Origin of the sequence: Roseovarius faecimaris (genome assembly GCF_009762325.1) — a bacterium.
Lineage (GTDB): Bacteria > Pseudomonadota > Alphaproteobacteria > Rhodobacterales > Rhodobacteraceae > Roseovarius > Roseovarius faecimaris.
In genome coordinates this window covers 1,506,731-1,522,291 of sequence record NZ_CP034348.1, presented here as the reverse complement: position 1 = coordinate 1,522,291, position 15,561 = coordinate 1,506,731, and the positions used below count along the sequence as shown (strand labels likewise).

The following is a 15,561-nucleotide window of genomic DNA, read 5'->3' as shown; positions in this document are numbered from 1 at the left end:
ATGCCCCCTCTCACCGATCTCAGCAATGTCCGCACCTCTGTTGAGGTCGCCAACGGCCTGCCCAACGCCCATTACGTAGATGAGGCCGTTTATCAGGAAGAAAAGCACGCGCTTTTGTTCTCGCAATGGGCCGGTCTGGCGGTTGCCGCCGACGTGCCCGAGCCGGGCGACGCCAAACCGATCGAATTCCTCGGCATGCCGCTTCTGCTGATCCGCGACAAGGACGGCGATGTGCGCGTGTTCCAGAACATCTGCCGTCACCGCGGCATGATCCTGGTCGAAGAGCCGCGCAAGATCGAAGGGGCCATTCGCTGCCCCTACCATTCCTGGTGCTACTCCACCAAGGGCAAGCTGGTCAGCACGCCCCATGTCGGCGGGCCCGGCCACAACACCCATGACGCGATCAAGCGCAACGATCTGGGCCTGAACGAAGTGCGCTCGCATATCTGGCGCGATGTGGTCTGGATCAACGTCTCGGGCGACGCGCCCGCGTTCGAGGACGCCATGTCGGACGTGATCTCCCGCTGGGCCGAGTTCGACAAGCCGCTCTATCATGGCGGCCCCGACAGCGCCTTCACGCTGGAAGTGAACACCAACTGGAAACTCGCGGTCGAAAACTACTGCGAAAGCTATCACCTGCCCTGGGTGCATCCGGGCCTGAACAGCTATTCGCGGCTCGAAGATCATTACCACATCGAAAACCCGGGCGAGTATTCCGGCCAGGGTACCCTCGTCTATCGCCAGCTGCGCGACGAGAACGATGCCACCTTCCCCGATTTCGAAGAGGTGGGCGCAAAATGGAACGAACAGGCCGAGTATATCGCCGTCTATCCCAATGTGCTCTTGGGTGTGCACCGTGACCATGCCTTTGCCATCATCCTGGAGCCGAAAGGCTGTGAGAAAACCGCCGAGCATGTGCATCTCTACTATGCGCAGCCCGGCACCGATGAGGGGCTGCGCGCGCGCAACGCCCAGCTTTGGAAAACCGTGTTCGAAGAGGATATCTTCGTCGTGGAAGGCATGCAGAAAGGCCGTCACGTTCCGGGCTTCGACGGCGGGCGTTTCTCGCCGGTGATGGACAGCCCCACCCATTGCTTCCATGACTGGGTCGCGGGCAAGGTGATGGCGCATCGCGGGGCCGCCCAGGCGGCGGAATGAGCGCGCTCGATGCCGCCATGATCGCCGCCCACGCGGCGCACGATCAGGCGGCGCTGATCCGGCTCTACACGCAGGCAGCGGATGAGGCGAACGACCTCGACGCCGCCTGCTTTTTCCTGACCCACGCCTATATCTTCGCGCTGGAGGCCGGCGCGCCCGAGGCGTCGGGGCTGCATGCGCGGCTGGTCAAACACGGGCGCGAGGCCTAATCTGCCCGCGAGATGACCAACACACCCACGCTCCACCTGCTCTGCGGCAAAATCGCCTCGGGCAAATCCACGCTTGCCACCGAGTTGGCCAAGCCCCCCGGCACCGTGCTCATTGCCGAAGACGCCTGGCTTGCCGCCCTCTTCGGAGATCAGATGCACACCCCCCGTGATTTCCTGCGCTGCTCCGCAAAACTGCAGGGCATCATGGGCCCGCATGTGGCCGCCCTGCTCAACGCGGGTCTCTCGGTCGTGCTCGACTTTCAGGCCAACACCGTGGAGGCCCGCCGCTGGATGCGCTCCATTCTCGACGCCACCTCCGCTGCTCATCAGCTTCACCTGCTTGACGCAACCGATGCGCTCTGCCTCGCGCGTCTGCAGGCCCGCAACGCCGAAGGCGCGCATCCCTTCGCCGCCACCGAAGCCCAGTTTCACGCGGTCACGCGCCACTTTGCGCCCCCCACCCCCGACGAAGGCTTCACCATCCTCCGTCACCCTCAGGCGTGATCCCCCTTCTTCCTGGCAAAAATACTCCGGTCGGAGGCATAAAACTCTTTCTCTCGCCGCGCGGGCTTTGTACCAACATCGGACCAGGAGGATCCGGCCCATGATCTACGCCACCCCCGATGACTGGCTGAACGCCCCCAACAAACGCGTGCTGTTCTACGGCATGTCCGGCCTGGGCAAGACGCATGTCTCGAACATGCTGCGCGCCAGCGGCTCCTGGTTTCACTATTCCATCGACTACCGCATCGGCACGCATTACCTGGGCGAGCGCATCGCCGACAATGCCAAGGCGCACGCCATGAAGGTGCCCTTTCTGCGCGATCTGCTGATGTCGGATTCGATCTATATCGGCTCCAACATCACCTTCAACAATCTCACGCCCGTTTCCACCTGGCTGGGCAAGCCCGGCGACGTGGCCAAGGGCGGCCTGCCGATTGACGAATACCGCAAGCGTCAGGCCATGTTCCGCCAGGCCGAGATCTATGCTCTGCGCGACACCGGCTATTTCATCGACCGCGCCCGGACGCTCTATGGATACCCGAATTTCATCTGCGACACCGGCGGGTCGATCTGTGAATGGGTCGATGGCACCGACGATGACGACGATTTGCTGCAAGAGCTCGCGCGCCACTGCCTGCTGGTGCATATCCGCGGCTCCGAGGCGCATACCCAGGAGCTGATCCGCCGCTTCGACAAGGCGCCGAAACCGATGGCCTATCAGCCCGAGTTTCTGGATGCCGCATGGGCCGATTACCTCACCGAGACCGGTCAGCAGGAAACCCAGGTCGATCCCGACGCGTTCATCCGCTGGGCCTATGCCCGCGCGCTGGCCCACCGCGCGCCCCGCTATGCCGCGATGGAGCGCTGGGGCATCGCCGTGACCGCAGACGAGATTGCCACCGTGTCCGACGCGCCCGGTTTCGACGCTCTCATCGCCTCGGCCCTTGCACGCCGCGGCTGATCGCTTATCTGTCCCAGACCCCAAAGGACAAAGACCATGCCTATCAAGATCCCCGCCAACCTGCCCGCCTATGACGTGCTGACGCGCGAAGGCGTGATGGTGATGGACGAGGATCACGCCGCCCGTCAGGATATCCGCCCGCTGCACATCGGCCTTCTCAACCTGATGCCCAAGAAAATCCAGACCGAGAACCAGTTCGCCCGGCTGATCGGCGCGACGCCGCTGCAGATCGAGCTGTCGCTGATCCGCATGACCGAGCACAAGACCCGCAACACCGCCGCGGAGCATATGAAAAGCTTTTACCGCCCGTTCCGCGACGTGCTCAAATCGGGTGAAAAATTTGACGGGCTGATCATCACCGGCGCGCCGATCGAGCATCTGGATTTCACCGACGTGACCTATTGGGACGAGCTGAAACAGGTCTTCGACTGGACCCAGACCCACGTGCATTCCACCTTCGGCGTCTGCTGGGGCGGCATGGCGATGATCAACCATTTTCATGGCGTGAAGAAACATATGCTGGATCACAAGGCGTTCGGCTGTTTCCGTCACCGCAACATGGCCCCGGCCTCGCCCTATCTGCGCGGGTTTTCGGATGAATGCGTGATCCCCGTCAGCCGCTGGACAGAGATGCGCAAGGACGAGATCGACGCGGCCCCGGGCCTCACGACGCTGCTGCATTCCGACGAGGTCGGCCCCTGCCTGGTGCAGGACGACACGCACCGCGCGCTCTATATTTTCAACCATCTGGAATATGATAGCGGCACGCTCAAACAGGAATATGACCGCGACATCGCCAATGGCACGCCGATCAACGTGCCCTGCAATTACTATCCCGGCGATGACCCCTCGCAGCCGCCGCAGAACCGCTGGCGCAGCCATGCGCATCTGCTCTATGGCAACTGGGTGAACGAGATCTATCAGACCACCCCATTCGACATGGCCGAGATCGGTGCTTAAGGCGGTTATCGCAGTTCTCGTTCTGGCCTGTGTCTGGGTCTGGGTGCTGCAGCGCGCCGCGCGCCATGAGGCCCGCGCCGAGGCCGAGTTTCCGCCCAAGGGCCAGATCATCGAGATCGACGGTCACAAGGTTCACGCCTTGGTCATGGGCGAGGGTCCGGACCTTGTGCTGCTGCACGGCTCGGGTGGCAATATCCGCGATCTGACCCTCTCGCTTGCACCCGAACTGGCAGGCTCCTACCGCGTGATCCTGCTCGACCGGCCCGGGCACGGCTATACTGAACGGATCAACAACACCGGCGCCACGATCCGGCAACAGGCGGCCCTCCTCTCCGCCGCGGCGCGCCGTCTCGGGGCCGAGAAACCCATCGTGCTGGGCCATAGCTATGGCGGTGCTGTGGCGCTGGCCTGGGCCGTCTACGAGCCCGAGCATATCGCAGCCCTTATCCCGCTGGCCGCGCCCTCGAACCCTTGGGAAAGCGCCCTGCCCACCTATTACAAGCTGACCGCGCATGCGCTGACCGCGCCGCTGGTGAACCCCGCACTGACCGCATTCGTGCCGGATGAACGGGTCGAGCAATCCGTGGCCGGCGTGTTCGACCCTGACCCGGTGCCCGAGGGCTATCTCGATCATTTTGGCGCGGGCCTGACCCTGCGCCGCGACTCCTTACGCGCCAACGCCCTGCAACGGCGCAACCTTCTGGGCGAGATCAGGCAGATGGTCCCGCTTTACGATCAGGTCCGCGTGCCGACCGAGATCGTCCACGGCGATGCGGACCTGACCGTGGGCCTGCCGATCCATTCCGAAAAACTGGTCAACCAGATCCCCGGTGCGGTGCTCACCCGCCTGCCCGGCATCGGCCACATGCCCCAGCATGCCGCCCAGGACGAGGTGATCGACGCCATCCACCGCGCCGCAGAGCGCGCCGGATTGCGCCCCGCCGAATAACCCCGCATACTGCCCTGAAAAACAACGGAGAGGCCCCATGGAGCTGCCATTTGACGGCGCGATCAGCCAGTTTTTCAACGAAGAGGCGCCGGCCGAGATCCGCAATGCGATCAAGCGCTCGGAAAAAGGCGATATCCTCTCCACCGCCTACCCCCATTCCGAGCGCATGCCGCGCAAGGCTTATGAGAAAGAGCTGCTCAGCCTCCAGATCGAACTGGTGAAGATGCAGGCCTGGGCCAAGGAGACCGGCGCGCGCATCGCGATTGTCTTTGAAGGGCGCGATGCCGCCGGAAAAGGCGGCACGATCAAACGCTTCCGGGAAAATCTTAATCCTCGCGGCGCGCGGGTCGTGGCGCTGTCGAAACCGTCGGACGTGGAAAAGACCCAGTGGTATTTTCAGCGTTACATCGACCATCTGCCAAGCGGTGGCGAGATCACGTTTTTCGACCGCTCCTGGTATAATCGCGGCGTGGTCGAAAAAGTGTTCGGCTTCTGCACCGATGACCAATGCGAACATTTCTTCCACCAGACGCCCGAGTTCGAAAACATGCTGGTGGATGAGGGCATTCACCTTTTCAAATTCTGGCTCAACGTAGGGCGCGCCGAACAGCTCCGCCGCTTCCTCGCGCGGGAAAGCGACCCGCTCAAGCAATGGAAGCTGAGCTGGATCGACGTCGAGGGCCTGAAAAAATGGGACGCCTACAGCGCCGCCATTCAGGAAACGTTCGAGCGCACCCATACCGATCACGCCCCCTGGACCGTGATCCGCTCAGATGACAAGCGCCGTGCGCGCCTTGCCGCCCTGCGCCGGGTGCTGAGCGCGCTGGACTACACCCGCAAGGATGCCCGCGCACTTGGCCAGATCGACACGGCCGTGTCCGGCGGCCCCGAGATCTGGGATGCCTAAACGCGGCTACCATCACGGCAACCTGCGCCAGGCCCTGGTCGAGGCAGCACTTGAGCTGATCGAGGCCAAGGGCCCGACCGGCTTCACCCTGTCGGAGGCCGCAAAGCAGGCGGGTGTCACCCCGGCGGCGGTCTATCGCCATTTCGAAGGCCGCGAGGACCTGATCGCCGAGGCCGCGCGCCAGGGCTACGAGATCTTCGCCGATGTGATGCAATACGCCTATGACAAGGGCCAGCCTTCGGCCCTGGCCAGCTTTGAGGCCACGGGCCGCGCCTATCTCGCCTTTGCCCGCAAATATCCCGGCCATTACATCGCCATGTTCGAGAGCGGCATTTCCGTCAACCGCACGCCCGAGCTTGCCGCCGTCTCGGGCCGCGCCCGCGCCGTGCTGGAGCGTGCGGCCGCCGAACTCAGCCAGCACATTCCGCCAGAGAAGCGCCCGCCCGCCTCGATGTTTTCGGCCCATGTCTGGGCGCTCAGCCACGGCGTGGTCGAGCTTTTTGCCCGCAACTCGCCCGGCACCTCCTCGCCGTTTTCACCCGAGGATCTGCTGGAAAGCGGTATCGGTGTTTACTTGCGTGGCCTTGGGCTGGTGCCACCCGATGAGTGATCTTTTTCTTGGCTTAAGTAGTCCCGCCGGAGGCATAAACCCTTGACGATGACCATCCTGCTCTGCCTGCTGTTCTTCCTTGGCTATCTGGCGCTGCGCACCCACTGGCAGGCGCTGGCCTTTCTCGCGCTCGGCGCGGGCTATCAGCTTATCAGTGCGGCCTTTCCGGCCCCGGGGGATGAGGCCGGTGACAACACCACGCTCCTGCTGGTCTGCATCTTCTCGCTCTCGGGCTATATCGGCTGGCGCGGCACTCGCCGGTTTCTGCCTGAGGCCCCCTTTGGCCGCGAACGTCTGCTGGTCTTTTTGGGCTGGGGTGCCAATGGCGCGCTTCTGGTGTTCATCCTCTGGCTTACCGGCATGATCACCTTCTGAGGGCTATCCCTGCGCGATCACATCCGCCACCCGGTCCAGCATTTCAAGATCAGGCGCCACCGACAGCATCGGCGCGATCCGCCGGATCACCTCCAACGGCTGATCCCACCAGGCCAGCTCCAACAGACGCTGGCGTATCGCCTCGTCAAAGCGGTGCTTCAGATGCCGCGCCGGATTTCCACCGACAATCTCATAGGTCCCCACCTCGCCCGCGACGGTGGCATTGGTCCCGATCACCGCGCCATGGCCGATCCGCGCACCGGACAACAGCGTCACATTCGCGCCGATCCACACATCATGGCCAATGATCACATCCCCCTTGGAGCCCGGATGCCCCTCGATATCGAACTCGCCCAGGCTGTCGCGGAACACATGCCCAAAGGGAAAAGTCGTCACCCAGTCGGTGCGGTGATTGCCGCCCAGATAGACCCGCAACCCGCCGCCAATGGAACAGAAACTGCCAATCTCAAGGTCCGCCCCCTCGCCCCATTGGTAAACCTCCGCATGCTCATAGCCATAGGTGAAGCGGCCCACGCTCACGCGGCTTGACCCAATGGTCTGCTGCTTGGTCTCACCCGGCTTTCCCAGCCTGAGCCGATTGTCCTGCCCGCCCCAGATGCGTTTCATCGCCCGCTCTCCCACTTGCGTCCAGTTTACCCCCGTCGCGCGCCCTGACCAGCCCATATCGGGCCGCCAATGAAAAAGGGCCGCCCGCTGGCAGCCCTTCCCCGGAATTTTTGCAGAAAACTCTTTAGCGCTTGGAGAACTGGAAGCTCCGGCGCGCCTTGCGCTTACCGTATTTCTTGCGTTCCACCACGCGGCTGTCGCGGGTCAGGAACCCGGCGGCTTTCAGCGCGCCACGCAGGGACGGATCGTAAAGCTGCAGCGCTTTCGAGATACCGTGCTTCACGGCACCGGCCTGACCCGAAAGGCCACCGCCCTTGACGGTCGCCATCACGTCGAACTGATCTTCGACACCGGCCACGGTGAAGGGCTGGCGCAGGATCATCTGCAGCACGGGACGGGCAAAATACTTGTCCATCTCCTTGCCGTTCACGGTCACCTTGCCCGAGCCGGGCTTGATCCAGACACGGCTGACCGCGTCCTTCCGCTTGCCGGTGGCATAGGAGCGGCCCAGTTCGTCACGAACCGGCTCGCGGTTGATGTCCACATCTGCCACAACAGCGGCGTCGGTGCCTTCGGCCACGGCTTCCAGGCCTTCGAGGGATTTGATTTCTTCAGCCATCAGACAGATACCCGCGTGTTTTTCTTGTTCATGGATTTCACATCCAGCACTTCGGGGCTTTGCGCCTCGTGCGGATGCTCAGCGCCGGCATAGACGCGCAGGTTGGTCATCTGGCGACGGCTCAGGCGGTTGCCCGGCAGCATGCGCTTGACGGCCTGCGTGACGACACGCTCAGGATAGGCGCCTTCGAGGATCTGTGCGTTGGTGCGCGACTTGATCCCGCCCGGATGGCCGGTGTGCCAGTAATTGGGCTTTTCGCGCTTGTTGCCGGTCAGTTGCACCTTGTCGGCATTGATCACGATCACGTTGTCGCCCATATCCATGTGCGGTGTGAACGAGGCTTTGTGCTTGCCGCGCAGGCGGGTGGCCACGATAGCGGCAAGACGGCCCAGAACCACGCCCTCGGCGTCGATCAGGATCCACTTCTTGTCGATATCTGCCGGTGTTGCAGAATAGGTTTTCATATTTCATCCCTTTGGGGTATCGTTCGATCCGTGGCTTTTACTGCATCCCACAGCACAGTCAAGGGCGCCTGGTCTGATTTAAATGTTCAAAATCAATTGTTTAAAAATTAGGTATCATATTACCCCACACATTCCCCCCTCCATCCCGCCGCGTGTCGTCATGCGCGGCGTGCGGCGCTTTCCAGACTGCCCGTAATGGCTGATCTGAGCGCCCCCATCCTGTCCGCCCTCGTGCTGATGGCCGTCTCGACCCTGCTCGGCATGGCACAGATCAGAAAGATGATCCGGATCCACGAAGCCAAGCGAGAGCTCAAACATGGCTCGGCGGGTTTTATCCGCTCGATCTCCGGCTGGTCCATCGTGGCCTTCTGGGCCATGGCCGTGTGGTTCATCGCGACGGTGATCGGCGACTGGGGGGTCACGGGCAATCTGGAAGGCGCGATGGACCGGGCCTGGCTGCGCCTGCGCATCCTGCTGGAGATTGCGGCCGCCCTGGCGGAGCACGACTGATGCCCGCCGCCGCGCCTCCCAATGCCATCCAGGCGGCTCTGCTCTGCCCCAACTGCGGAGGCCAGTGCCTTTACGACCCGAAAGAGCGCGGCCTGACCTGCCAGAGCTGCGGCCATGTGCAGGATCTCAAACTGCCCAACGATCACGAGGCGCGGATCGAATATGCCTATGACCCGTCCGTGCCCGAGGACGAGCCCGCCTCGCGCCCGGCGGAACTGGAGCATCAATGCCAGACCTGCGGCGGGCGGGTGATCTTCACCGGTGCGCAATTGTCCGAACATTGCCCCTATTGCGACGGGCCCGTGGTCCTGACCCAGCCCGAGGATGGCTATGACACCATGGCGCTCGTGCCGTTCCGGGTTGCGGAGGCCATCGCCCAGGAAAACGCGCATCTCTGGGTCGGCAAGCGCCTCGCAGCGCCCTCCGATCTGGCCGCGCGCATCAGCGATGCGCGCGTCGCCGGGCTCTATGCGCCGTTCTGGACCTTCGACAGCGATGAGGCGGTGCAATACTGGGCCAAATACACCACGGGCTCGGGCAAGAACCGGCGCCACAAATCGATCTCGGGCAAGATGCGGATCGAGTTCGACGACCTTCTGGTGCCCGCCTCCCCCCATGTCACGCCGCTGATCCGCGACGGCATCCTGCATGATTTCAAGCCCGACCGGCTGCGCCCCTATCGCGCGGGCTATCTTGCCGGGTTTGCCGCCGAGAGGCATCACCAGAGCGTCAAGAACGGGTTGCATGCCAATGCCGAAGACAAGGATCTGCTGATCCGCAACCGGATCAAGCGCCATGCCGCGCGCGGGGGGGTGCATTCCATTCGCTACCGCACGGATACGTCGGGCATCCATTACCGGCGCATCCTGCTTCCGGTGTGGATTTTGCACTATGCCTATCGCGGCAAGCCCTACAAGGTGGTCGTGTCGGGCATCGACGGGCGCAGCTTTGGCGAGCGGCCGTTCTCCAATATCAAGCTTGCCGCCTATTCCGGGCTGGCCAGCGCGGCCGTCATTGCCTTCGGGTTGCTCTGGGGGGCTGCCGGGCTGCTCTGACGGGCCTCAGAAATCAACGGCGGCCGGCGGGCGGGCCAGCATCTCCGACAGACGCGCCAGCGCGCCCTCATAGCGCGCGGCGGAAATATTCGCGTTCAGCGCCAGGCGCACCGCATGCGGGGCCGCCCCATCGGGCAGCGCGAACTCATCCGCCGCCTTGATGCGGATCTTCTCCATCTCGCAGGCGCTGGCAAAGCTTGATCCGCGCCAGCCCTGCGGCAGCTTCAGCCAGACAAACGGCACATCCCGCCGCCAGCTTACATCCCATTTGCCCAGGGCATTGACCGCGCCCTTCACCTGTTCGGCCACGCGCCGCTCCACCTTCTGCCGGATGCGCTCCGCCTCGCCGGAGGACAAAAGCTCGGCGCAGATATCGAGAACCGGCTGCGGCAGGCCGTAGAAACTCGACTGCGCCACCTGCCGCGCCATATCCGCCTGTCCGCGCGGGGCCACCGCATAGCCGAAGCGCAGCGAGGCCGAGACCGATTTGGTCAGCGAAGAGATATACCAGGCCCGCTCGGGACACAGCGCGCGCAAGGCCGGGTCCTCGGGCCGGGTGATGCAATGGCAGTCATCCTCGATGATCTGCAGGTTGTATTTGCGCGCCAGAGCGGCGATCTGCTGACGCCGCTCCAGGCTAGTGCGGGTGGTGGTCGGGCTGTGCACCTCTGCGGCCAGCAGCAGCACCTGCCCGCCATGCCTGCGCAGCGCCTCTTCCAGCCGGTCGGGGCGGATGCCATCGGCGTCCATCTCTACCCCGATAAGCTGCGCCCTGAGCAGCCGGGCCGCGTGCCGCACACCGGGATAGGCCAGCTCTTCGGTCAGGATCACCGGCGTTGTGCCATAGAGGACCGTCTGAAGCGCCATGATCACCGTCTGCTGCGCGCCCAGCCCCATCACCACATCATCGGGTGTGATCCGCCCAACCCGGTCCGGCCCGATCCAGGCGGCGGCGGCGGCCCGTGCGGGGTGTTTCGTCTCGCTGTTGGGGTAATCCAGATAGCTGTGCGTGTGGCCCCGCGCGAGGTCGGCCATCACCTGTCGGATCACCGCATCCTGCCCCACATCGGGCGTGCGTGCCGCGCGCAGGTCAATGGCATCGGGCTGCACCGTGTTGATCAGCGCGTCGGGCACCGCAAATCCCGGGGTCGCCTGCCCGGCCACGAAGGTACCGCGCCCGACGCCGGTGCTGACCAACCCTTCCTCGGCCGCAAGCTTGTAGGCCCGCGCCACCGTGCCGGGCGTGATCCCGAGCTGCCAGGCCAGTTCCCGCACCGGAGGCAGTTTGAAACCGGTCTCCAGCTCTCCCGAGCGGATGGCCGCGCGCAAGGATTGTATCAATACAATATACTTTGCATCTGCGGTATCGGCAAAATCCGGCGGCCAAATTGTATCAGTCACAATGTTTTCCTAGCGACTCAATCAGGAGATTCGTATCAATGTCATACGCAAACATGCAAATTGTATCAATACAATATCACAGGAGACGAGAACAATGAGCACCCTGACCACCACCCCCGACCATACGGCTCTGGCGCAGCTTTCGGCGCGCACGACCCTGCCGATGGCCTCGCGCGTGGCGATCAAGGTGGCCTATTGGATCGTGCTGTGGTCGCAGCGCAGCCGCACCCGCAATACGCTGCGCGACCTCTCTGATGCCCAGCTGAAAGATATCGGCCTTACGCCGCGGCAGGCCACGGATGAATGCAGCAAATGGTTCTGGAGGTCGTGACGTCCCCGTTCAGACCTCTTCCTACTGGGCCGGAGTTTCCTCCGGCCCTTTTTTGTTTCACACTGTCCTCATGTCCGATGCCCTGACCACCGCGCGCCTGCGCTTGCGCGACTTCACCGACAACGATCTGGCGGATTTCGCAGCGCTTCATGCTGATCCTGCTGCGATGGCCGATCTGGGCGGCCCGATATCGCGCGCGGACGCCCGGGATAAGCTTTCTCGCTATCTCGACGGCCGGACCCGCGACGGAATCGGCCGTCTGCATGTCTCGGACGCGGCCGGGTTCATCGGCTATGTCGGCATCTGCTGTCACCCCCCGGAGCACCCGATCGGCGCCCATGCCGAGATCGGCTGGCGGCTTCTGCCCCGCGCCTGGGGCAAGGGCTATGCCACCGAGGCCGCCCGCGCGGCCCTGCCCCATGCCTTTGCCGCCACGGCCCTGACCGAGATCCTTGCCTATACCGCCGCCGACAACACCCGGTCCCAGGCGGTGATGGCCCGCCTGGGTCTCACCCGCCAGCCCGACCGCGACTTTGCCGAGCCTGACCCGGTGCTTGGCACCTGGCACGGGCTGGTCTGGGTCGCGCGCGCCCGGGACTGGCCGCCTAGCGCGCGGTAAGCCCGCCAAACAGGCGATAGTTCACACCCTCGCCCGCCACATCAATTGACCAATGGGTCAGCCCTGCCGCCTGAAGACACATATTGCCGCGCCCGGCATAGATCAGCGTGGCGCTCAGCGGTCCATCGGATGCGAAATCGCCGGTGCCCCGCGCCGTGCCTGTAAGGCGCATCTCTGTATAAAGCTGCGCATCCGGCGCGTCTGACAGCGGATCGGTATCCACCCCCGAAAGCACGTACCCCTCCGGCCAGGCCATCTCCAGCCCGCCGCGCGCGCGGCCCTGTGCATCGGCGAAGCCAAATGTCACACCGCCCTCGTCCACCGAGATCTCCACGCCATAATCAAGCTGCGGATCGGTCAGCCCGGTCACGCAGTCCAGCCCGCAGGCGGTCACAAACAGCTTTGCCGCGCCATCGGCCCTCAACCGGGCCAGTTCCGCCCTCTCATAACCGCCCATCTCTACCTGATAGGCATAGCGCTCGCCCCGTTCGGCACAGCAGGCACAGGCCAGCGCCGCCCCGGGCAGCATCAGCAAGGCGAAAACAAGCCGGATCATGACTTCACCGGCGGGATCGAATAGGTCATCGACGCGCGCGCCACCGGCTGATCCCCCCCCTCTGAAAAGATCAGCACCTCTCCCACCGCCAGAACACGCCCCAGCTTGAGCAGGCGGCATTCGGCGATCAGGTCCGCCCCTGCTGCGGGCTTGCGCATGAAATCAATGCTGCAATTGGTGGTCACCGCCAGCGCCTCGCGCCCGATCATGGCCAGCACCGCCATATAGACCGACACATCCGCCAGGGCAAAGATCGACGGCCCGCTGACCGTGCCGCCGGGGCGCAAATGCCGCTCGGTGACATGCAGCCGCGTGCGAATGCGCATATCGCCCAGATCCTCGATGGCAAACTCGCCCCTCATCTGCGGGAACACTTCGTCGAGATAGCTCATCAGCTCCCCGGCGGTCAGTTTCACCATGCTTTCCTCCCCCGTCATTCGCCGCTAAAAAGGCCACAAACGAAAGGGAGAGACAAGATGCCAATCCTCGAACGCGAAGATGACGGAGCCATTGCCCGGCTGACCCTCAACGCCCCGGAAAAACTCAACGCGCTGAGCGATGCCATGCTGGCCGCGCTTCAGGCCGAGTTTGACGCGCTGCGCGAAGACAAGGGGATTCGCGCCGTGATCCTCAAAGGCGCGGGCAAGGCGTTCTGCGCGGGCCATGACCTCAAGGAGATGACCGCGGGCCGTCAGGCCGAGGATGGCGGGGCCGCCTATTTCTCCGATCTCTTCACCCGCTGCGCCCGGGTGATGACCTCGCTGCGCACCCTGCCCCAGCCGGTCATCGCCGCGCCGCACGGGATTGCCACCGCGGCAGGCTGTCAGCTTGTCGCCTCCTGCGATCTGGCCGTGGCGGCCGAAGGCACCCGCTTTGGCGTCAACGGGGTGAATATCGGCCTCTTCTGTTCCACGCCGATGGTCGCGCTGTCGCGCAATATCCCGCGCAAACAGGCGTTTGAAATGCTCACCACCGGCGAGTTCATCGAAACCGGCCGTGCGCGCGAGCTGGGCCTGATCAACCGCGCCGTGCCGCATGAAGACCTGGACGCCGCCGCGACCGAACTGGCCTCCACCATCGCGGACAAGCTTGGATCGGCCGTCAAGATCGGCAAACAGGCCTTCTATTCGCAGCTCGAAATGGGGCTGAACGATGCCTATGACTACACCCGCGATGTGATGGTCGAGAACATGCTCAACCGCGACACCGAGGAAGGCATCCAGGCCTTTATCGAAAAACGCCCGCCCGAGTGGAAACAATAGCCCCCGACCACGCTGATTGAGGCATCGGCACGGGGCAATAGAGCTGTCTGTTTCCGGCCCGTTGTCAGAGATTTTCCACCCGCCGCATTTTCCGCGGCGGCCCTGCCGTCTATCCTGGTGCGGTACTCGGAATAGCACGCGGTGGGGGAAATGCGCGGCTGGCTCCTGACATGTCTGGCATGGCTTCTGGCCAAGGCGGCAATGGCCGCCGATCTGCCGCGCGCGGTTGCGCCGGGGGATTTTCCCCTGCCCGGGGCCACCTCGGTTCTGCTCGGGCGCGACCTGTTTTTCGACCCGATCCTGTCGGGCAATCGCAACATTGCCTGCGCCTCCTGCCATGATCCGGATCTGGGCACATCGGACGCGGTCTCGCTCAGCCTGGGCGAAGGCGCGACCGGGCGCGGCATGGCCCGGCGCGGTGACGGCGCGCGGCTGGCCCGGCACACGCCCGCGCTCTTCAACCTCGGCGCGCGGGAGTTTACCACGCTTGGCCATGACGGACGGGTCTTTGCCGATCCGGAGGCGCGTTTTGGCATCACCCTGCCCGACGGCATGTTCCTGGAACGCCCGCTGCCCTCGACCCTGGCCGCGCAGGCGCTCCTGCCTCTGGTGTCCGCCGAACAGATGGCCGGTCAGCCGGGCGAGAACCCCATCGCCGACGCCGTGGCCCAGGGCCGTATCACCGGGCTCAGCGGCGCGTGGGATCTGATCGCCCGCCGGGTGGAGGACGTGCCCGAGTATCGCCAGCGCTTCACCTGGCTTCTGGGCCATGACGAGCCGCTGCATGCCACCGACATCGCCCGTGTTCTGGCCGATTTCATCGCTTTTGAGTTCCGCGCCACCGACAGCCCGTTCGATGCCTTCCTGCGCGGCAATGACCAGGCGCTGAGCAACGATGCCCTGCGCGGCATGGCCCTGTTTCATGGCAAGGCAGGCTGCGCGGAATGCCATTCCGGCCCGTTCCAGACCGACCACGGCTTTCACGCGCTCGGCTTGCCTCAGATCGGTCCCGGCAAGGGTCACGGGCCCGGTTTTGCCGATCACGGGCGCGGCGCGCTCACCGGCTTGGACGGCGATCGGTACCGCTTTCGCACACCCTCCCTGCGCAACGTGTCGCTCACCTCTCCCTATGGCCATACCGGGGCTTATCCGACACTTGACGCGATGATCCGCCATCACACGGACCCGATGACCTTTCTGGCCGAATACACCGGCGAGGCGGCGCTGCTGCCGCAAACGGGCCCGCCAGAGGCCGAACTGGGCGCGATGAACGATTTCGACGAGGTACTCAACATCGCCGCCGCGACCGGTGGCAGCTCACCGCCGCTCTCGGACAGCGAAATCGCCTCCCTCATCAGCTTTCTCAACGCGCTGACCGATCCGCATAGCCCGTCGGGCCGCCTAGGCCCTCCTGACCGCCTGCCCTCCGGCCTGCCCCTCGACAGCGCTGCACCGCCCTCCTGATCCCGCCTGCTGTTCTTCGT

General features: G+C 64.1%; 21 protein-coding genes. 15 read left to right on the top strand and 6 right to left on the bottom strand.

Annotated features, from left to right (window positions below; translation table 11 throughout):
- The 9 genes from EI983_RS07885 to EI983_RS07845 all read left to right on the top strand — a co-directional run bounded on the left by EI983_RS07885 (window position 1) and on the right by EI983_RS07845 (window position 6,633).
- Entirely contained in the window at window positions 1-1,158 is a 1,158-nt protein-coding gene (locus EI983_RS07885) for an aromatic ring-hydroxylating oxygenase subunit alpha (protein WP_157706828.1), read from the top strand.
- Window positions 1,155-1,367: a hypothetical protein gene (locus tag EI983_RS07880; protein WP_157706827.1), complete on the top strand. Its 213-nt coding sequence runs from the start codon at window positions 1,155-1,157 to the stop codon at window positions 1,365-1,367. The genes EI983_RS07885 and EI983_RS07880 overlap by 4 nt, the downstream gene beginning before the upstream one ends.
- A 12-nt stretch (window positions 1,368-1,379) precedes the next feature.
- The gene (locus tag EI983_RS07875; RefSeq protein ID WP_157706826.1) at window positions 1,380-1,871 is read left to right on the top strand and encodes a P-loop nucleotide/nucleoside kinase family protein; all 492 of its coding nucleotides are present in this window, start codon (window positions 1,380-1,382) and stop codon (window positions 1,869-1,871) included.
- Between the two features lie 100 nt (window positions 1,872-1,971).
- Window positions 1,972-2,832 carry an ATPase gene (locus tag EI983_RS07870; protein ID WP_157706825.1) on the top strand — a complete coding sequence of 287 codons (861 nt, stop codon included), beginning with the start codon at window positions 1,972-1,974 and terminating at the stop codon, window positions 2,830-2,832.
- Window positions 2,833-2,868: 36 nt separating this feature from the next.
- The gene (gene metA, locus EI983_RS07865; protein ID WP_157706824.1) at window positions 2,869-3,792 is read left to right on the top strand and encodes a homoserine O-acetyltransferase MetA; all 924 of its coding nucleotides are present in this window, start codon (window positions 2,869-2,871) and stop codon (window positions 3,790-3,792) included.
- On the top strand, window positions 3,785-4,741 hold the full coding sequence (locus tag EI983_RS07860; RefSeq protein WP_157706823.1) for an alpha/beta fold hydrolase: 957 nt from the start codon (window positions 3,785-3,787) through the stop codon (window positions 4,739-4,741). Before metA ends, EI983_RS07860 begins: the two co-directional genes overlap by 8 nt.
- Window positions 4,742-4,778: 37 nt before the next feature.
- Window positions 4,779-5,648: a polyphosphate kinase 2 gene (gene ppk2 / locus EI983_RS07855; RefSeq protein WP_157706822.1), complete on the top strand. Its 870-nt coding sequence runs from the start codon at window positions 4,779-4,781 to the stop codon at window positions 5,646-5,648.
- Complete coding sequence (locus EI983_RS07850; RefSeq protein WP_157706821.1) at window positions 5,641-6,258, top strand: TetR/AcrR family transcriptional regulator; 618 nt, start codon at window positions 5,641-5,643, stop codon at window positions 6,256-6,258. Before ppk2 ends, EI983_RS07850 begins: the two co-directional genes overlap by 8 nt.
- 42 nt (window positions 6,259-6,300) lie before the next feature.
- The gene (locus EI983_RS07845) at window positions 6,301-6,633 is read left to right on the top strand and encodes a hypothetical protein (protein ID WP_157706820.1); all 333 of its coding nucleotides are present in this window, start codon (window positions 6,301-6,303) and stop codon (window positions 6,631-6,633) included.
- Between the two features lie 3 nt (window positions 6,634-6,636).
- Here the strand turns inward: EI983_RS07845 and EI983_RS07840 are convergent, their stop codons facing one another.
- The 3 genes from EI983_RS07840 to rplM form a co-directional block, all read right to left on the bottom strand.
- Window positions 6,637-7,260: a CatB-related O-acetyltransferase gene (locus EI983_RS07840; protein ID WP_157706819.1), complete on the bottom strand. Its 624-nt coding sequence runs from the start codon at window positions 7,258-7,260 to the stop codon at window positions 6,637-6,639.
- A gap of 124 nt (window positions 7,261-7,384) precedes the next feature.
- Window positions 7,385-7,879, bottom strand: a complete 495-nt coding sequence (gene rpsI / locus EI983_RS07835; RefSeq protein ID WP_157706818.1) for a 30S ribosomal protein S9 — start codon at window positions 7,877-7,879, stop codon at window positions 7,385-7,387.
- Window positions 7,879-8,343: a 50S ribosomal protein L13 gene (rplM, locus tag EI983_RS07830; protein ID WP_157706817.1), complete on the bottom strand. Its 465-nt coding sequence runs from the start codon at window positions 8,341-8,343 to the stop codon at window positions 7,879-7,881. Before rplM ends, rpsI begins: the two co-directional genes overlap by 1 nt.
- A gap of 195 nt (window positions 8,344-8,538) precedes the next feature.
- Between rplM and EI983_RS07825 the strand changes: the two genes are divergently transcribed.
- Window positions 8,539-8,853: a hypothetical protein gene (locus tag EI983_RS07825; protein ID WP_157706816.1), complete on the top strand. Its 315-nt coding sequence runs from the start codon at window positions 8,539-8,541 to the stop codon at window positions 8,851-8,853.
- Window positions 8,853-9,908 (top strand): hypothetical protein, encoded by a 1,056-nt coding sequence (locus EI983_RS07820; RefSeq protein ID WP_157706815.1) that lies wholly within the window; start codon window positions 8,853-8,855, stop codon window positions 9,906-9,908. Before EI983_RS07825 ends, EI983_RS07820 begins: the two co-directional genes overlap by 1 nt.
- Before the next feature lie 6 nt (window positions 9,909-9,914).
- Here EI983_RS07820 and EI983_RS07815 read toward each other — a convergent pair whose 3' ends face one another.
- Entirely contained in the window at window positions 9,915-11,249 is a 1,335-nt protein-coding gene (locus tag EI983_RS07815) for an aminotransferase-like domain-containing protein (RefSeq protein WP_246162342.1), read from the bottom strand.
- A 154-nt stretch (window positions 11,250-11,403) separates the two neighbouring features.
- On the opposite strand from EI983_RS07815, the gene EI983_RS07810 reads away from it, so the two are divergent.
- Window positions 11,404-11,640: a DUF1127 domain-containing protein gene (locus EI983_RS07810; protein ID WP_157706813.1), complete on the top strand. Its 237-nt coding sequence runs from the start codon at window positions 11,404-11,406 to the stop codon at window positions 11,638-11,640.
- A 70-nt stretch (window positions 11,641-11,710) separates the two neighbouring features.
- A complete protein-coding gene (locus tag EI983_RS07805; protein WP_157706812.1) occupies window positions 11,711-12,259 on the top strand; it encodes a GNAT family N-acetyltransferase in 549 nt (182 codons plus the stop codon).
- On the opposite strand, the gene EI983_RS07800 is transcribed toward EI983_RS07805, so the two are convergent.
- Window positions 12,246-12,815 carry a hypothetical protein gene (locus EI983_RS07800; protein WP_157706811.1) on the bottom strand — a complete coding sequence of 190 codons (570 nt, stop codon included), beginning with the start codon at window positions 12,813-12,815 and terminating at the stop codon, window positions 12,246-12,248. The genes EI983_RS07805 and EI983_RS07800 overlap by 14 nt on opposite strands.
- Window positions 12,812-13,234 carry a PaaI family thioesterase gene (locus EI983_RS07795; RefSeq protein ID WP_157706810.1) on the bottom strand — a complete coding sequence of 141 codons (423 nt, stop codon included), beginning with the start codon at window positions 13,232-13,234 and terminating at the stop codon, window positions 12,812-12,814. Before EI983_RS07795 ends, EI983_RS07800 begins: the two co-directional genes overlap by 4 nt.
- A 57-nt stretch (window positions 13,235-13,291) precedes the next feature.
- On the opposite strand from EI983_RS07795, the gene EI983_RS07790 reads away from it, so the two are divergent.
- Together EI983_RS07790 and EI983_RS07785 are read left to right on the top strand one after the other, a co-directional pair.
- Entirely contained in the window at window positions 13,292-14,077 is a 786-nt protein-coding gene (locus EI983_RS07790) for an enoyl-CoA hydratase (RefSeq protein ID WP_157706809.1), read from the top strand.
- 150 nt (window positions 14,078-14,227) lie between these two features.
- Complete coding sequence (locus EI983_RS07785) at window positions 14,228-15,541, top strand: cytochrome-c peroxidase (RefSeq protein WP_157706808.1); 1,314 nt, start codon at window positions 14,228-14,230, stop codon at window positions 15,539-15,541.
- Window positions 15,542-15,561: the final 20 nt, after the last annotated feature.